The sequence below is a fragment of the Gymnodinialimonas sp. JB5-7 genome (assembly GCF_055693405.1).
Genome location: NZ_JBVFUX010000012.1, coordinates 862,496 through 876,284 on the forward strand (window position 1 = coordinate 862,496; position 13,789 = coordinate 876,284).

The window sequence follows — 13,789 nt, forward strand, 5'->3', positions numbered from 1 at the left end:
CGTTTCAGCCCGGTTGTTTCATGGCGCTTCGGACCGGGTCAGGTCTTCTGCCAGATATTGACCTGCTGGGTGCCTTCGAAAGGACGGTTTTGGCGAGGCCAGTCGCAGGTAGGTTTGCGGGCAAGGACGTGCGGATTGGGTGACGGGGTCGCGCGTTGGTATCTTTCTGTTGCCGCTGCACTTATGATCCATTCAACATCCAAGCTGGAGCGAGAGCGCTGAACAACAAACTGCTGATCGTAGGAATTGTCGGGGCGATCCTTGCCGCGCTGTGTTGTTTCACGCCGCTTTTGCCGATCGTGCTTGGCGCACTTGGGATGACTGGGCTGCTTGGAGTCCTGTACAATGACGCGATCCTGTTGCCGCTTCTGGCCGGGTTCCTTCTCCTGACGGGGTACGCATGGTGGCGAAAGACGCGACGGAGTTGACCTTGGTATCGACGCTCACCTGCCCTGAATGCGGGCATGCTGAGCCGGAGACGATGCCGACGGATGCCTGCCAATGGTTTTACCAATGCACGTCCTGCCGCGTTGTGCTGCGCCCGCGCGAAGGGGATTGCTGCGTTTATTGTTCCTACGGGGATGTTGCGTGCCCGCCGATCCAGAACGGAGTGTCCTGCTGTTCTTGAGCGCCGGTCTGTTTGGCAGGGGGCTGGGTGGATCGCCCCGATGCAGGAACGAGCGATTTAGCCCAACCTTGTTCTGATGACCTACCTGATGCAGGATCGCCCATGGAAGCGCGATGTCAGTATCACCGCCGGGCCGTGTGACACATGACCGGGGCGGTGCCATGCCTTGGAAGGATATGACATGACGTCCGGTTCCGCAGGTTCCACACCACCGAAAGATCTGACGCCGCATCGGCATGAGATACCGCGTGTGAATGCCGTCACCGCTGAAGACATTCGCGCGTCCCTTAAAGCCGGGTTTTCCGACTTTCTGGCGCGGCCCATGATGAGTGGCTTCTTTGGGCTGTTCTACGCGATGTTCGGTATCTTCTACGTCTGGTGCCTCGTCTGGCTTGAGATGCTGTGGATGATCATTCCAGCCGCCGTGGGCTTTCCGCTGGTCGCACCATTCGCGGCAGCGGGGCTTTACGAAATGTCGCGCCGGATGGAGCGGGGTGAGCCTTTCGGCTGGTCCGAGATCCTGACGGTTATGGCCAACCAAAGGAACCGCGAGATGGGCTGGATGGCGTTTGTCACGCTGTTCGTCTTCTGGGTGTGGGTTTACCAGATCCGGCTTTGGTTGGCGCTGATCCTGCAGAATTCCGCCTTCTCGGATTTCGAGGGCTTTCTGAATGTGGTCTTCTTCACGCCGGAGGGCTGGACCTTCCTTGCCGTGGGCACCGTGGTTGGCGCGGCTTTGTCAGCGGTTCTGTTTGCGGTGACGGTGATTGCGATGCCGATGTTGCTGGACCGGGAGACGAATTTCGTGACCGCGATGGTGACGTCGGTTCGCGGCTGTTGTGGAAAACCCGGTGGTGATGCTGGGCTGGGCGGCGATCGTCTCGGTCACGATGGTGCTGTCGCTGGTGCCCGCCTTTCTGGGTCTGATCTTTACGTTGCCGATCCTCGGGCACGCGACATGGCATTTGTACCGGCGGGTCTTGGCGCCGGTGGAGGGTGAGGCGTTAGACCAGCGCCAGGGCGGTGACCATCACCAGCAGCAGCGCCCACACCCGCCACAGCACCGAGACTGCCGCTGCGATGTCGCCCGGTGTCGCGTCGCGCGTGCCGTCTGCGTTCATCGGGGGGTCGTTGGTCATTTCACCGCCGTAAGCGCGCGGGCCGGAGAGGGAGAGGCCAAGGGCGGCGGCCATGGCGGCTTCGGGCCAGCCGGCGTTGACGGAGCGGTGTTTGGGGCCGTCTTGGGCGGCGATCTTGAGGGCGCTCAGTTTGGTCGTGACTGCGATCAGGAGGGCCGTGAGGCGGGCGGGGATGTAGTTGAGGATATCGTCGAGGCGGGCGGCGGCCCAACCGAATTGCTCGTGGCGTTCAGTGCGGTGGCCGATCATGGAATCTGCGGTGTTGATGATCTTGTAGGCGAGGATGCCGGGCAGGCCCGCAACGAGGAACCAGAAGGCGGGGGCGATGACGCCGTCGGAGAGGTTCTCAGCCGCGCTTTCAATGGCGGCGCGGGCGACGGCGGGCTGGTCGAGCGCCTCGGGGTCGCGCCCGACGATCATGGAGACAGCGCGGCGGCCTTCGGGGAGGGAGACGCGGAGGGCATCGGCGACGGCGGTGACGTGCTCGGTCAGGCTGCGTTGAGCGAGGAGGATGGCGGTCAGGATCAGGGACCAGAGCCAGCCGAGGGGGAGGCTCTGGATCAGCAGGCCGAGGGTGATGGCAAGGGCGGAAAGGGCGGCTGTGACGGCGATGCCTTTGAGTTTGCGGGCATTGCCTTGGTTAAATGTCCGGTCACAGTAGCCCACGAGGCGACCCATGAGGACGGCGGGATGAGGCGCGCGGGACCAAAGCCAATTGGGCTCGCCAAGCAGGGCGTCGAGGATCAGCGCGGCGGCGAGGATGGCGGGGGCGGTCATAGGGCGGCTTGGAGTTGGGCCCAATGGGCCTCGGTCCCCGGAAGGCCGAAACGGATCCAGCCGTCGGAATAGGGGAAGATGCGGGTCCAGATGTGGGACGCCGCGAGTTGGGTTTGGAGGGCGGCGGCATTGCGGACAGCGTAGGTGCGAAAGAGCGTCGTGCCGCCGACAAGGGTCGCGCCCTGGGCGGTGATCAGGGCGTCGAGGCGTTCTGTGTCGACCTCGAGCCGGGCCATGCGTCTGCGCGGCCCATTCAAGATCTACTGAGCGCGCGGGTGCCGATATCCAATGCGGGGCCGGATACGGCCCAGGGCCCGAGCAATTCCGTGAAAGGCGCAACCGTTTCGCGCTGTCCGATGGCGAAGCCAAGGCGGAGGCCACCGAGGCCCCAAAACTTCCCCAGACCCTTGTAGACGATCACGCCGGGGCGGGCGGTGTGGTCGATCAGGGTCTCGGTCATGCAGGTCTCGGCGAAGCTTTCGTCGATGACGATCAGCGGCGTTCTCTTCGCCCAGTTGATCACGGCGAAGCGGCCGTCGGGGTTGTTCGGGTGGACGTGGATATGGGTCGGGTTCGAAGGGTCGGTCGGGTCGCCAAGCGTACCATTTGAGGCAAAGGCGGCGGCGTGTTCGTTGTAGGTGGGACCGGGGATATAGGCACCAGGCGGCACCATCGTCGGGAGGCGCGCGATCAGGGACGAGACGCCGGGGGCCGCGATGATCTGCGCGGTGCCGGGCACGTTCCAGAACGTGCGGGCGGCCTCCAGAAGCCGGTCCATTGCGCCTGCATCGGGCAGGCGGGTCCAAGCTTCAGCAGGGATATTGCCCACCGGGTATGGCACCGGGTTGATGCCGGTGGAGAGGTCGAGCCATTGGTCACGGGACCCGCCGTAGCGGGCCATGGCGGCGTCGAGGCCGCCACCGTGATCGCGTTTTGGAACCGGGGCATCCATGGCCCCGGTTGAAGCCTGAAATCAGGCGGCCCGCAAGCCCTCGCGCCCGTGTGGCTCGTGCCAATCGATCACAGGATTGATCGGGATGATGCGGTGCGGGTTAATGCTCTCGTGGCTGTAATGGTAGTGGCGCACGATGTGGTCGAAGTTGATCGTGTCGGCAATGCCAGGGCGTTGGTAGAGTTCGCGCGTGTAGGCCCACAGGTTGGGGTAATCCACGATCCGTGCACGGTTGCACTTGAAGTGCAGGTGGTAGACCAGATCGAAACGGATCAGCGTGGTGAAGAGGCGCCAATCGGCCTCGGTCAGGCGGTCGCCGGTGAGGTAGCGGTTCTGGCTTAGGATGCCTTCAAGCCAATCGAGCGCGTCGAAGAGGGTGTGGACGGCTTTGTCGTAGGCCTCTTGCGTGGTGGCGAAGCCGGATTTGTAGACGCCGTTGTTCACCTCGGAATAGACACGGTCGTTGATGGCGTCGATCCCCTCGCGCAGGTCCACCGGATAGTAATCATCCGTGTTGCCTGTAAGGCCGTTGAAGGCCGTGTTGAACATGCGGATTATTTCGGAGGATTCGTTCGACACGATGGTCTCACGCTGCTTGTCCCACAGGATCGGGACGGTGACGCGGGTGGTCACGTCTGGCTGCGCCTTGACGTAGAGGTCACGGGCGAACGGGAGGTTGTAGAGCGTGTCGCCGGTGGCGCCGTCATAGCTATCGTCGAAGGTCCAGCCGTCGCCGAGCATGTCGGGGTGGACGACGGAGATGTCTATATGATCCTCAAGCCCCTTCAACGCCCGGAAGATCAGGGTGCGGTTGGCCCAAGGACAGGCGTGGGAGACGTAGAGGTGGTAGCGGCCAGATTCGGCCTTGAAGCCGCCCTCACCCGTTGGACCAGCGCTGCCATCGGCGGTGATCCAATTTCGAAACTGCGCCTCGGTACGTTTGAACGCGCCGCCGGACTTCTTGGTGTCGTACCACTGGTCGTGCCATTCGCCGTCAATCAACAGGCCCATGGGAAAGCTCCTTCGCTGTGCTTGAGAGCGAAATAGACTGCCCCTTTCCCCGCATAAACGCCCAAGGGCGCACGTGCGGTTCCGCATCAGCGCACAGCTTCCCCTTCGGCACGCTTGCGTGCGCGGAAGCTTTCGGCCTTGGCGCGGTTGCCACAGCGGGACATGTCACACCAGCGCCGCCCCTTGCCGCGCCCCCGGTCGATGAACATACGAGTGCAGCGATGGCATTCCTTCAGGCGGGTGACGTCGTCTGACCTCAGAAGATCATAGGCAGACAGTGCCAAAACATCGGTTTGCGTGCTTGCAGGACCGGGGCCAAGGCGCAGACCATCGGGCGATATCGACAGTGCGACCCGCGCCAGGGCCGCTGAGATCGCCGATCGCACGGCCATGTCGTGCACCGGATCGGGCGCGGTTCCTGCGGCGATGGCAGACAGGGTTGAAAAGAGCGCCTCACGAAATGCCAGAAGCTCTTCCAATGGAACGGCGCGTGCGGATGGCAGCGCAGGATCAGCCACAAGGTGTAGTAATCCGGCCTGGTCCCGGAACGCATTTTTGCCCCGCGTCTTTCCATCATCCTCGATGGAATTCACGAATCTCAAGGCCGCGTTTTCGGCGTGATACATGGTATTTTTGCAACCCGCTCAAGTCGACTGACAGATCATGCGAAATTCTTATATAAGTTTTCTGCACTGCCGCATTTCTGCGATTTCCAATAGAATCGGGCGGATTAGCGCGCCTGTCCACTCTCCATGCTGCGATGCCGCTAAATCGGCGGAGTTCCGTCATTGACCTGACATTAACCACGTCCAAGTTATTGATCGAATGGCCTTTATCTGACCGCAGAGGATGCGATGTCTGAATACCTGCCCAAAGAGGTGCGCGACCAGCTGGCCGCCGCGCACCGCAAAGCGAAGCGCAAGCGCGCGACCCGTTCCGTTCATATCGGGGATGAGGCGTTTGCGATCCTTGAGATGTCGGACAACGGCTTTGCCGTGGCCACCGATGAGGCCCCGCGCCTGCGCGGTCTGGTGGATATTTATGAGGGACCGCGGCACCTGTATCAGGCGCTGATCGTTGCCTCGGCTGAGGCCGGTGATCTGATGCGGTACGACTTCAAACGCAACACGGCCGCAGTCCCCGCGCCGCCGGTTGATTTCGAGCAACGGGTCAATCGACCCGTCGGATTGCTGTCCAAAGCGTAGAGCATGCGCACGGATCCCCCGCGCACTGGCCTATTGGCGCGATAATCTCCCGCCGCTGGCCTTATTGCGCGCAGCCTTTCCGAAGTAATTGCGCCGGGTCGCACATATGGTGCGACTCGACGAAAATTCGGCCCCGGGGATGCACAGCCATGATCGAAACACCGTACCTCCTGTTCTTGGGCGATGCGCCCGACCAGCTTGCCGCAAAAGTGGCCCAGGGCATCCGTGACTGGCGCCCGGAAAACGTCATCGGCCAGTTCCGTATGGAGGGCTGTGGCGCGGACGTGAAAGTGGCGGATATGGATTTGGCGGCTGCCAAGGCTTCCGGCGCGAAGACGCTGGTGGTGGGTGTGGCCAACCGCGGCGGCGTGATCTCCAGCGCGTGGAAACGCGTGCTGATCGAGGCGCTGGCGGAAGGGTTCGACCTGGCCTCCGGCCTGCATAACCTGCTGCGCGATGAACCTGATCTGGTGGCCGTGGCCAAGGAATATGGCCGCGAGTTGCACGATGTGCGCATCCCGTCGGTCGACTATCCGATTGCCAATGGTGTGAAACGCTCCGGCAAGCGCTGCTTGGCTGTGGGCACCGATTGTTCGGTCGGCAAGATGTACACGTCGCTGGCGATGGACAAGGAGATGAAGGCGCGTGGGCTGAAGTCTTCGTTCCGCGCGACGGGGCAGACGGGCATTCTGGTGACAGGCGATGGCGTGCCGCTGGACGCCGTGATTGCTGATTTCATGGCCGGAGCCGTCGAATGGCTGACGCCTGACAATGACGACGATCACTGGGACATGATCGAGGGGCAGGGCAGCTTGTTCCACGTCTCCTATTCCGGTGTGACGATGGCGTTGATCCACGGCGGGCAGCCTGATGCGTTGATCCTGAGCCATGAGCCCACGCGAAAGCACATGCGCGGCCTGCCGAGTTATGAATTGCCGTCGCTTGAGGCGCTGCGCGACATGGCGCTGCCATTGGCGAAGATCGCCAATCCGGCGGCAGAGGTTGTGGGCATCTCCGTCAACACCGCCGCGATGGGTGAGGATGAGGCGCTTTCATACCTTGAAGGTGTCGAGAAGCGGATGGGCCTGCCCACCTGCGACCCGTTCCGTCAAGGTGCGGGCAAGCTGTGTGATGCCCTGGAAGCGATCTGATGTATCGGATCACGCGCGACAGCTTTCGTCTGGCCGAGGTGTTCACGATCTCTCGTGGATCGCGGACCGAGGCGCAGGTGCTGACGTTCGAGATTGATCAAGGGGCCAGCGGCAAAGGGCGCGGGGAATGCGTGCCCTATGCCCGCTATGGTGAGACGCTTGAAAGTGTTGAGGCGCAGATCCAGAGCTACACTGAGAACGGTGATAGCGCGGCGATGCCGGCTGGTGCTGCGCGGAATGCCGTGGATTGTGCGATCATTGATGCGGAGTGCAAGGCGACAGGCGTGCGAGCGTGGGAGCTGCTGAACGAGCCCGCGCCGGGGCCTGTGGTGAGCGCCTACACGCTGTCGCTGGATGAGCCTGAGAAGATGCGGGCGTCGGCGGCGAAACATAGCCACCGCCCGCTTCTGAAGATCAAACTCGGCAGTGCGGGCGATATGGCGCGGCTGGAGGCGGTGCGCGCGGGCGCGCCGAAGACGCCGATCATCATCGACGCGAATGAGGGCTGGACGGCGGAGGTCTATTCCGACCTCGCCCCGCATCTGGTTCGGTTGGGCGTGCAGATGGTGGAGCAACCTCTGCCTGCGGGCGACGATGGCATGCTGGCCGAGATCGAACGGCCCCTGCCCGTTTGCGCCGATGAATCGTGCCATGATCGGGCCTCCCTGCCCGATCTGAAGGGCAAGTACGACATGGTGAACATCAAGCTCGACAAGACCGGCGGGCTGACCGAGGCCTTGGCCCTGCGGGATGCGGCACGCGCCGAAGGATACCGGGTGATGGTGGGCTGCATGGTGGGCTCATCGCTCGCCATGGCGCCCGCTATGATCGTGGCGCAGGGGGCGGAGATTGTAGACCTCGACGGGCCGCTGTTGCTGGCCGAAGACCGGGTGCCGCCGCTGCGGTTTGATGGCTCGACCGTGTATCCGCCGGACGCCGCTTTGTGGGGCTGATCACCTGGGTGTGATGTGCATCCCCGCGCGCTATCTTCCACCCTCGAAGCACATGCTTTGATGGAGTCTCCGATGCGCCACGTCCTCGCCGCCTTACTTGCTCTGACCGCCACGCCCGCCCTTGCTTGCGGACCGGATACCGATTGCACCGTTCTGGGCGACCGCACCTATCGCTACTACATGCCAGACGGCGTGGATGGCCCGGTGGGCGCGTTTTTCCATGCACACGGCTATCGCGGCAGCGCGAATGGCGCGATGCGGAATGCGGCCTTGCGCGAGATGGCGGATCGGTTGGGGATGGCGTTCATCGCCATGAACGCAGATGCCGACGATTGGAACCTGGCCCACCGCCCGCGCGAACCTGATCAGGCCGAGGCGCGGGAATACGAATATGTAGCTGCCGTGATCGAGGATGTGGCGGGGCGGATTGATCTGGACCGCGAGCGCCTGATCGCCACGGGCTTCAGCGCAGGCGGCATGATGACATGGACGCTGGCTTGCGGGATGGGCGAGACCTTCGCGGGCTTCGTGCCTTATGCGGGCACGTTCTGGGCGCCGGTGCCTGAAAGCTGCCCAAGCCCACCTGCGACGTTGATCCACATCCACGGGCTTCAGGACACGACTGTGCCGCTGGAAGGCCGCCCCATCGGGCAGACTCGGCAGGGCAATGTGATTGAGGCGTTCCGCATGTATGTGGCCCATTCCGATCTGCCAGACCCTACGCAAAGCGGGTTTCCGCATGGAGAGGGGTGTCTGGTGAGCATGGACCCGGATGCCAGCGCGGGCGGGCTGGCCCTATGCGTTTTTGATGGTGGCCATTCCTATTCCACGACCCGTGTGGAATGGGCGATTGAACAGATCCTTGAGGGGCTTTAGAGCATCTCGGGACCCGTTTCAGGAGGCACGACCATGACCCGCACCGTTTACGTCAATGGGCAGTATCTGCCCGAACATGAAGCGACCGTTTCGATCTTTGATCGTGGGTTTTTGTTTGCGGACGGGGTCTATGAGGTGACGAGCGTTCTGGACGGCAAGCTGATCGACTTTGACGGCCACGCGAAGCGGTTGCAGCGCTCGCTGGATGAGTTGGAGATGAAGAACCCAACGACCAAGGACGAGTTGCTGGAGATCCACCGCGAGTTGGTGCGTCTGAACGGGATCGAAGAAGGGCTCATCTACCTGCAAGTCACGCGCGGCGCGGCGGATCGGGATTTTGCCTATCCGGGCGATGATACCGAGCCAACCATTGTGCTGTTCACTCAAGCCAAAACCGGGCTGGCGGACAATCCGATGGCGCAGACGGGGATGAAGGTCATCTCGATCGAGGATCAGCGTTGGGGGCGGCGGGATATCAAGACCGTGCAGCTCCTCTACCCGTCGATGGGCAAGATGGCGGCGAAGGCCGCTGGCGCCCATGATGCGTGGATGGTGGAAGATGGCGTCGTGACCGAGGGGACCTCAAACAACGCCTATATCGTGAAGGGCAATACCATCGTCACGCGGCATCTGGGCAACGAGATCCTGCACGGGATCACGCGCGCCGCGGTTCTGCGGATGGCGCGCGAGGCGCAGATGCAGGTGGAAGAGCGCCCCTTTACGATGGACGAGGCGAAGGCTGCGGATGAGGCGTTCATCACCTCGGCCTCCACCTTCGTGATGCCCGTGGTGGAGATCGATGGGGAAGCCGTGGGCACAGGCCAGCCGGGCAACGTGACAGCACGCTTGCGTGAGATTTACCTCGACGAGATGCGCAAGGCCGCGATCTGAGGGGTTTCGCCCGCTTCGCGGTCGACCAACTGGGGGGAGGCGCTGCCTCCCCCAGACCCCCATCCGAGGTATTTTTGACCAATGGAAGACAAGATCAATCCTTGAGGGAGGCCTCATAGGCCACCAACTCCACCGTATTTCCTTCGGGGTCTTCGGTGAAGATGCCGCGCCAGCCGACCCAGCCGAAATGCTCCACCCGGTAAGACAGACCAAGCTGGTCGTACCAGTCCATCACCGCTTGCTGCTCGGCATAGGGCAGGCTGAGTGCGATGTGGTGGAGAGAAGAGCGTGTGCCGGTTTCAGGCGCGTGTGATCCAGTGGGGTGCAGGCCGGGGCGGGTCGCATAGGCTTTGTCGAACAGAGCCAGGATTTGCGTATGGCCGCCAAACCCCTCGCCGATACGAAAGAAGACAATGCCGTCAGCAGCACTGCCTTCCATCCGGTCCAGCCCGAGGATGTCTTCGTAGAAAGACGCCATCCGCTGGACATCGTCGCAGCGGATGGCAATTTCGCCTAAAGCGCGTGGTTTGAAGCCCCGCTTATGGGATGGCGAAGGCAACGTTCACCGTTGGATTATCGGCCACAGTGATGCCCGCGAGCTTCACGTAGACTTCACCATCGACCACAACCTCGACCCCGGAGGCATCAGCGGCATCCTGAAGGGTAAAGGCCAGCGAGGAGGCTGCTGTTTCGTCGAAGATCGAGATGTTCACTTCTTCCGTGGCGACCTCGAAATCAGCGATTTCGGTCACAAGGACATCGCCGGTGGGCTCTGCGCCCGGATCAACGACATAGGTGCGGTTGACGCGGAATTCGTCCACACCATCGCCGCCGGTCAGCGTGTCATTGCCATCGCCGACGATCAGTGTGTCATCGCCATCGCCGCCCAAGAGCACATCCCCGAGCACTTCAGTCGCGCCGACATTGGGGCCGCCCAGGTCGATCAGGCGGTCATTGCCTGCGCCACCGATCAGATCATCCTGACCGGCACCGCCGTCGAGCGTATCATCGCCCTCACCGCCGTCGAGGACATCCTTGCCACCATTGCCGTTCAGAACGTCATTGCCGCCAAGGCCATTGATGGTGTCATTGTCATCATCGCCGTTGAAGGTATTGGCGTCGTTATTGAGGGTGCGGAACTCCTCCAGCCCGACAACGCTGCCCATCTCGGAGGTCACAACGTCGATCTTGAGTTCGTCGCTTTCGGTCACACCGGCCAGCACGGCGAAGGTTTCGCCATTCACCGCGACGGCAAGGCCATCGGCGGTATCAGATGTGGTGACTTCCAGTTCGAAATCATCCGTGCGCGGATCGCCGAATTCGAACAGGTCGACGGCCAGCGTCAGGCGGTCATCGGCAGGGTCATAGTCCTGGATCGCAGCAGGCATCAGGGCGGAGTCGCCCGTGCCGGTGTTGATCACGAACTCATCCTTGCCGGCGCCGCCGAAGAGGACATCGCCCAGATCGCCGATCACCTGGTCAGAGCCGAAGCCACCGTTCAGGGTCTGGCCGCCATCGCCATCTTCTGAGCCGGACGCATCCAGCGTGTCGGACCCGGCAAAGCCGCGCAGGGTGCTGGCGCCATCGTTGTCAAAGACGATGTCATTGCCGCCGCCGCCGACCAGATCATCGTCGCCAGCATCGCCCAGAACGGTGTCATCACCGGCGCCGCCGCGCACATTGTCGTCGCCAAAGCCACCGGCCACGAAGTCGTCGCCGCCAGCGCCATCAATCGTGTCTTTGCCGAGGCCACCCAGCAGCGTGTCATTGCCATCGCCGCCGTTCATGTCGTCGTTGCCGGCGCCGCCGTTGACGGACATCGCGCCTGCACCGGCGTTCACGGTGTCATCGCCCTCGCCCAGAACGGCAGAGGCCGGGCCCGTCCCGCCATTGACGACATCATCGCCACGGCCCGCAAAGACCGTGCTGTTGCCTTCGCCAAGATCGATGCTGTCATTCCCGTCACCCAGGAAGATCGTGTAATCGTCGGGGCCCGCGACGGTGACGGTGTCGTCACCCGCAAAGGCGAGGATGTCATCCTCGGCGCGGCCATCAACGGTGAGCTCGTCATCGCCCGGAGTCCCGTTTGGGCCGGTTGGGCCGGGGTTGAACAGGCCACCCCCGTTGTCATCATCGTCATCTCCGCCAAGCAGGAAAGCGAGGCCAAGGCCAATCAGAAGAAGTGGCAGAATGGTCAACATCGTGTCATCCCCTCGCGCCGCGCATTTTGGGACCGCTGGCGCACTCTTTTTTGTTTAATCACATGCGGGGTGGCGCGGCACTTGTCGTGTCGCCAGTGGCAGCTGGCAGACCGGTCACCCTCGTTATGGGCCTAGTGTTCACTTTGATTCAAACTTTGGGAAGACTCTTTTTCGCCATGTTTTTGACTATTTTTCAATCAGGTAGGATACATTAACTATGATTAAGCGCGGTTGTTTCCGTTGCGTTATCAATTGCCACAATTCAGCAAAAATCACCGTGGGCGAACCAACCCGCTGAATTGAGCCCGCCATGGGCATAGTAGAGCCATAGCCGCGCGCCGTCCTCGGTGACCACCCGCCAGTAATCCCGCACGCCCGAGCGCCAGTCGGGATCATCCAGCCACCATTCCGGCGCGATGCGTTCCGGACCCGCCGCGCTGAGGGTCTGAAACACGCGCCCGCGCCACCGGAAACTGGCGGGAATGTCGGGTGTGTCCGGGGCGCTCACGGGCTCGGGCCGGAACAGGGTCAGGGGCCGGGGGCGGGCCGGTTTGGGCCAAGTGCCGGGGGCCTCGGCTATGGACCAGGCGGCGGCCAGCGGCACATCGGTTTTCTCGGGCACATGGCTGTCGGCGGGCCGCGCGCGGCGGATCGCCTCCAACCCAACACGCGCACCGAGACGCGCGATCAGGTCAGCCATCTCATCGCTTTCACCGCGTTTCTGGGCGGCTTCCTCGGCCGCGATCAGCCCGCCCTTGTGGGTCGCAGTGTGCAGTGGTTCCGTCACATGGGCGACAAGGCGCAACTGGTCGATGCCAAAGCCTGCATCGACCTCATCCAGTTTCATCGCAAAAAGCGGGCGTAGCTTGTCGGGGCGGTCAGCGGGCCGGGCAAGGCCAACCTCGATCCCCTGACGCGTGCTGTCGACGCGGGACAGCTCCAACCGCACCCGCCGTGCGCCGCGCGCCTTGGCCCTGAGCTTGTCACACAGCACCGGAAGCATACGGTCGAGCCCGGCGAGAATATCCTCTTCCAACCCGATCGGGTCCGGCAGGCTGAGGCGGACGGCGAAATGCAGCGGGGCGGCGGCGGGTGAGATCGGCTCGGGCTCCATCCCCAGCGCCTGATCCAAGCGCCAGGTCAGCGCGCGCCCGAAGCGGCGGCTCAGGCTGGCGCGCGGCAGGCCCAAGACATCGTCGATGCGGCGCAAACCCAGTCGGGCCAGACCTGCGGTGATGTCCGCCTCCACACGCAACGCGGCGATGGGCAAGGGGCCGATGGCCTGCCGGGTGCCGCCGCGCGGGGCGATGCGCGCCACCCCGCCCCTGGCCACTCTGGCTTGCGGAGCCGCGCCGCCCTTCACCCAGTGACGCTTGCTGGCGCGCGACCGCGTCGCCCGCGCCTCCTGATCTATCGCATCCCCATTGCGCGCCTCGGCCAGCCCACCGCCGCCCGCATAGCGTGCCAAGGCCCAGGCTGCCCCGGCGGTATCGGCAATGCCCGCGCAGACACTCAGGCCCAGATCGGCGCAATCCTCGTGCACCTGCGCAAACAGCTTGTCCTCCCCCCGAACAGATGCGCGCAACCCGTCAGGTCGATCATCAGCCCTTCAGGCGCTTCCTCGGACACCCAGGGGCTGAACTTGCCGGCCCATCGGCGCAGCGCGGCCAACAACGCCGCCTCCCGCGCGGGGTCGGCGGGGCGGGTGATGAGATCGGGGCACAGAACCATCGCTTCGCTCAGCGCCTGCCCGCGCGACAGGCCCTGACGTTCGGCCAGGGCCGTGGTCGAGGCGAGTTGGCGCAGATTGCCAATCTCCGCGACCGTTACGAGTGCAGCCTCAGCCAGCCCCGGCTCGGCCCGCAACACACGCTCCGCGCCCAAGCGCGGAAACCAGAGCGACAGGATCCGACGCTGCGGATCGCGGGAATTGGTGGATCTTGTGGACATCAGGCAGCAGTTTGTTCATATTTTGTTCTCAAGTTAGAGCGCGCGCCTCTGGGAG

General features: G+C 63.2%; 15 protein-coding genes and 1 pseudogene. 8 read left to right on the top strand and 8 right to left on the bottom strand.

What is annotated here, in order from left to right:
• Positions 1–155 precede the first annotated feature (155 nt).
• The 3 genes from merF to ACZ1HK_RS12570 all read left to right on the top strand — a co-directional run bounded on the left by merF (position 156) and on the right by ACZ1HK_RS12570 (position 1,628).
• A complete protein-coding gene (gene merF / locus ACZ1HK_RS12560) occupies positions 156–428 on the top strand; it encodes a mercury resistance system transport protein MerF (RefSeq protein ID WP_472628986.1) in 273 nt (90 codons plus the stop codon).
• Positions 401–628, top strand: a complete 228-nt coding sequence (locus ACZ1HK_RS12565; RefSeq protein WP_472628987.1) for a GDCCVxC domain-containing (seleno)protein — start codon at positions 401–403, stop codon at positions 626–628. Before merF ends, ACZ1HK_RS12565 begins: the two co-directional genes overlap by 28 nt.
• Positions 629–809: 181 nt before the next feature.
• Complete coding sequence (locus ACZ1HK_RS12570) at positions 810–1,628, top strand: DUF2189 domain-containing protein (RefSeq protein WP_472628988.1); 819 nt, start codon at positions 810–812, stop codon at positions 1,626–1,628.
• Between the two features lie 4 nt (positions 1,629–1,632).
• Here ACZ1HK_RS12570 and cbiB read toward each other — a convergent pair whose 3' ends face one another.
• From cbiB to ACZ1HK_RS12595, 5 genes are all read right to left on the bottom strand, one after another.
• Complete coding sequence (cbiB, locus tag ACZ1HK_RS12575) at positions 1,633–2,544, bottom strand: adenosylcobinamide-phosphate synthase CbiB (RefSeq protein WP_472628989.1); 912 nt, start codon at positions 2,542–2,544, stop codon at positions 1,633–1,635.
• Positions 2,541–2,780 (bottom strand): hypothetical protein, encoded by a 240-nt coding sequence (locus ACZ1HK_RS12580; protein ID WP_472628990.1) that lies wholly within the window; start codon positions 2,778–2,780, stop codon positions 2,541–2,543. The genes cbiB and ACZ1HK_RS12580 overlap by 4 nt, the downstream gene beginning before the upstream one ends.
• Before the next feature lie 17 nt (positions 2,781–2,797).
• On the bottom strand, positions 2,798–3,496 hold the full coding sequence (locus ACZ1HK_RS12585) for an aminotransferase class I/II-fold pyridoxal phosphate-dependent enzyme (protein WP_472628991.1): 699 nt from the start codon (positions 3,494–3,496) through the stop codon (positions 2,798–2,800).
• A 21-nt stretch (positions 3,497–3,517) separates the two neighbouring features.
• Complete coding sequence (locus ACZ1HK_RS12590; RefSeq protein ID WP_472628992.1) at positions 3,518–4,507, bottom strand: glutathione S-transferase family protein; 990 nt, start codon at positions 4,505–4,507, stop codon at positions 3,518–3,520.
• A gap of 86 nt (positions 4,508–4,593) precedes the next feature.
• Entirely contained in the window at positions 4,594–5,109 is a 516-nt protein-coding gene (locus ACZ1HK_RS12595; protein WP_472628993.1) for a CGNR zinc finger domain-containing protein, read from the bottom strand.
• Positions 5,110–5,361: 252 nt separating this feature from the next.
• On the opposite strand from ACZ1HK_RS12595, the gene ACZ1HK_RS12600 reads away from it, so the two are divergent.
• The 5 genes from ACZ1HK_RS12600 to ACZ1HK_RS12620 all read left to right on the top strand — a co-directional run bounded on the left by ACZ1HK_RS12600 (position 5,362) and on the right by ACZ1HK_RS12620 (position 9,583).
• Positions 5,362–5,712, top strand: coding sequence for a hypothetical protein (locus ACZ1HK_RS12600; protein WP_472628994.1), 351 nt, complete (start codon positions 5,362–5,364; stop codon positions 5,710–5,712).
• A 149-nt stretch (positions 5,713–5,861) separates the two neighbouring features.
• The gene (dgcN, locus tag ACZ1HK_RS12605) at positions 5,862–6,863 is read left to right on the top strand and encodes an N-acetyltransferase DgcN (protein ID WP_472628995.1); all 1,002 of its coding nucleotides are present in this window, start codon (positions 5,862–5,864) and stop codon (positions 6,861–6,863) included.
• Positions 6,863–7,816 (top strand): N-acetyl-D-Glu racemase DgcA, encoded by a 954-nt coding sequence (dgcA, locus tag ACZ1HK_RS12610; RefSeq protein ID WP_472628996.1) that lies wholly within the window; start codon positions 6,863–6,865, stop codon positions 7,814–7,816. The genes dgcN and dgcA overlap by 1 nt, the downstream gene beginning before the upstream one ends.
• Before the next feature lie 60 nt (positions 7,817–7,876).
• Entirely contained in the window at positions 7,877–8,692 is an 816-nt protein-coding gene (locus ACZ1HK_RS12615) for a CE1 family esterase (protein WP_472628997.1), read from the top strand.
• 33 nt (positions 8,693–8,725) lie between these two features.
• Positions 8,726–9,583, top strand: coding sequence for a D-amino-acid transaminase (locus ACZ1HK_RS12620; RefSeq protein WP_472628998.1), 858 nt, complete (start codon positions 8,726–8,728; stop codon positions 9,581–9,583).
• Between the two features lie 94 nt (positions 9,584–9,677).
• On the opposite strand, the gene ACZ1HK_RS12625 is transcribed toward ACZ1HK_RS12620, so the two are convergent.
• From ACZ1HK_RS12625 to ACZ1HK_RS12635, 3 genes and pseudogenes are all read right to left on the bottom strand, one after another.
• Entirely contained in the window at positions 9,678–10,142 is a 465-nt protein-coding gene (locus ACZ1HK_RS12625; protein WP_472628999.1) for a VOC family protein, read from the bottom strand.
• The gene (locus tag ACZ1HK_RS12630; RefSeq protein ID WP_472629000.1) at positions 10,123–11,784 is read right to left on the bottom strand and encodes a calcium-binding protein; all 1,662 of its coding nucleotides are present in this window, start codon (positions 11,782–11,784) and stop codon (positions 10,123–10,125) included. Before ACZ1HK_RS12630 ends, ACZ1HK_RS12625 begins: the two co-directional genes overlap by 20 nt.
• A 262-nt stretch (positions 11,785–12,046) precedes the next feature.
• Positions 12,047–13,734 (bottom strand): annotated as a pseudogene (locus tag ACZ1HK_RS12635) (DUF6504 family protein).
• Positions 13,735–13,789 lie beyond the last annotated feature (55 nt).

Excerpts from the sequence above, each read along its gene's own strand:
- ACZ1HK_RS12565 (WP_472628987.1), top strand. The coding sequence starts at position 401 with ATGGTGGCGAAAGACGCGACGGAGTTGACCTTGGTATCGACGCTCACC.
- ACZ1HK_RS12570 (WP_472628988.1), top strand. The coding sequence starts at position 810 with ATGACGTCCGGTTCCGCAGGTTCCACACCACCGAAAGATCTGACGCCG.
- cbiB (WP_472628989.1), bottom strand. The coding sequence starts at position 2,544 with ATGACCGCCCCCGCCATCCTCGCCGCCGCGCTGATCCTCGACGCCCTG.
- ACZ1HK_RS12580 (WP_472628990.1), bottom strand. The coding sequence starts at position 2,780 with ATGGCCCGGCTCGAGGTCGACACAGAACGCCTCGACGCCCTGATCACC.
- ACZ1HK_RS12585 (WP_472628991.1), bottom strand. The coding sequence starts at position 3,496 with ATGGATGCCCCGGTTCCAAAACGCGATCACGGTGGCGGCCTCGACGCC.
- ACZ1HK_RS12590 (WP_472628992.1), bottom strand. The coding sequence starts at position 4,507 with ATGGGCCTGTTGATTGACGGCGAATGGCACGACCAGTGGTACGACACC.
- ACZ1HK_RS12600 (WP_472628994.1), top strand. The coding sequence starts at position 5,362 with ATGTCTGAATACCTGCCCAAAGAGGTGCGCGACCAGCTGGCCGCCGCG.
- dgcN (WP_472628995.1), top strand. The coding sequence starts at position 5,862 with ATGATCGAAACACCGTACCTCCTGTTCTTGGGCGATGCGCCCGACCAG.
- dgcA (WP_472628996.1), top strand. The coding sequence starts at position 6,863 with ATGTATCGGATCACGCGCGACAGCTTTCGTCTGGCCGAGGTGTTCACG.
- ACZ1HK_RS12615 (WP_472628997.1), top strand. The coding sequence starts at position 7,877 with ATGGAGTCTCCGATGCGCCACGTCCTCGCCGCCTTACTTGCTCTGACC.
- ACZ1HK_RS12620 (WP_472628998.1), top strand. The coding sequence starts at position 8,726 with ATGACCCGCACCGTTTACGTCAATGGGCAGTATCTGCCCGAACATGAA.
- ACZ1HK_RS12630 (WP_472629000.1), bottom strand. The coding sequence starts at position 11,784 with ATGTTGACCATTCTGCCACTTCTTCTGATTGGCCTTGGCCTCGCTTTC.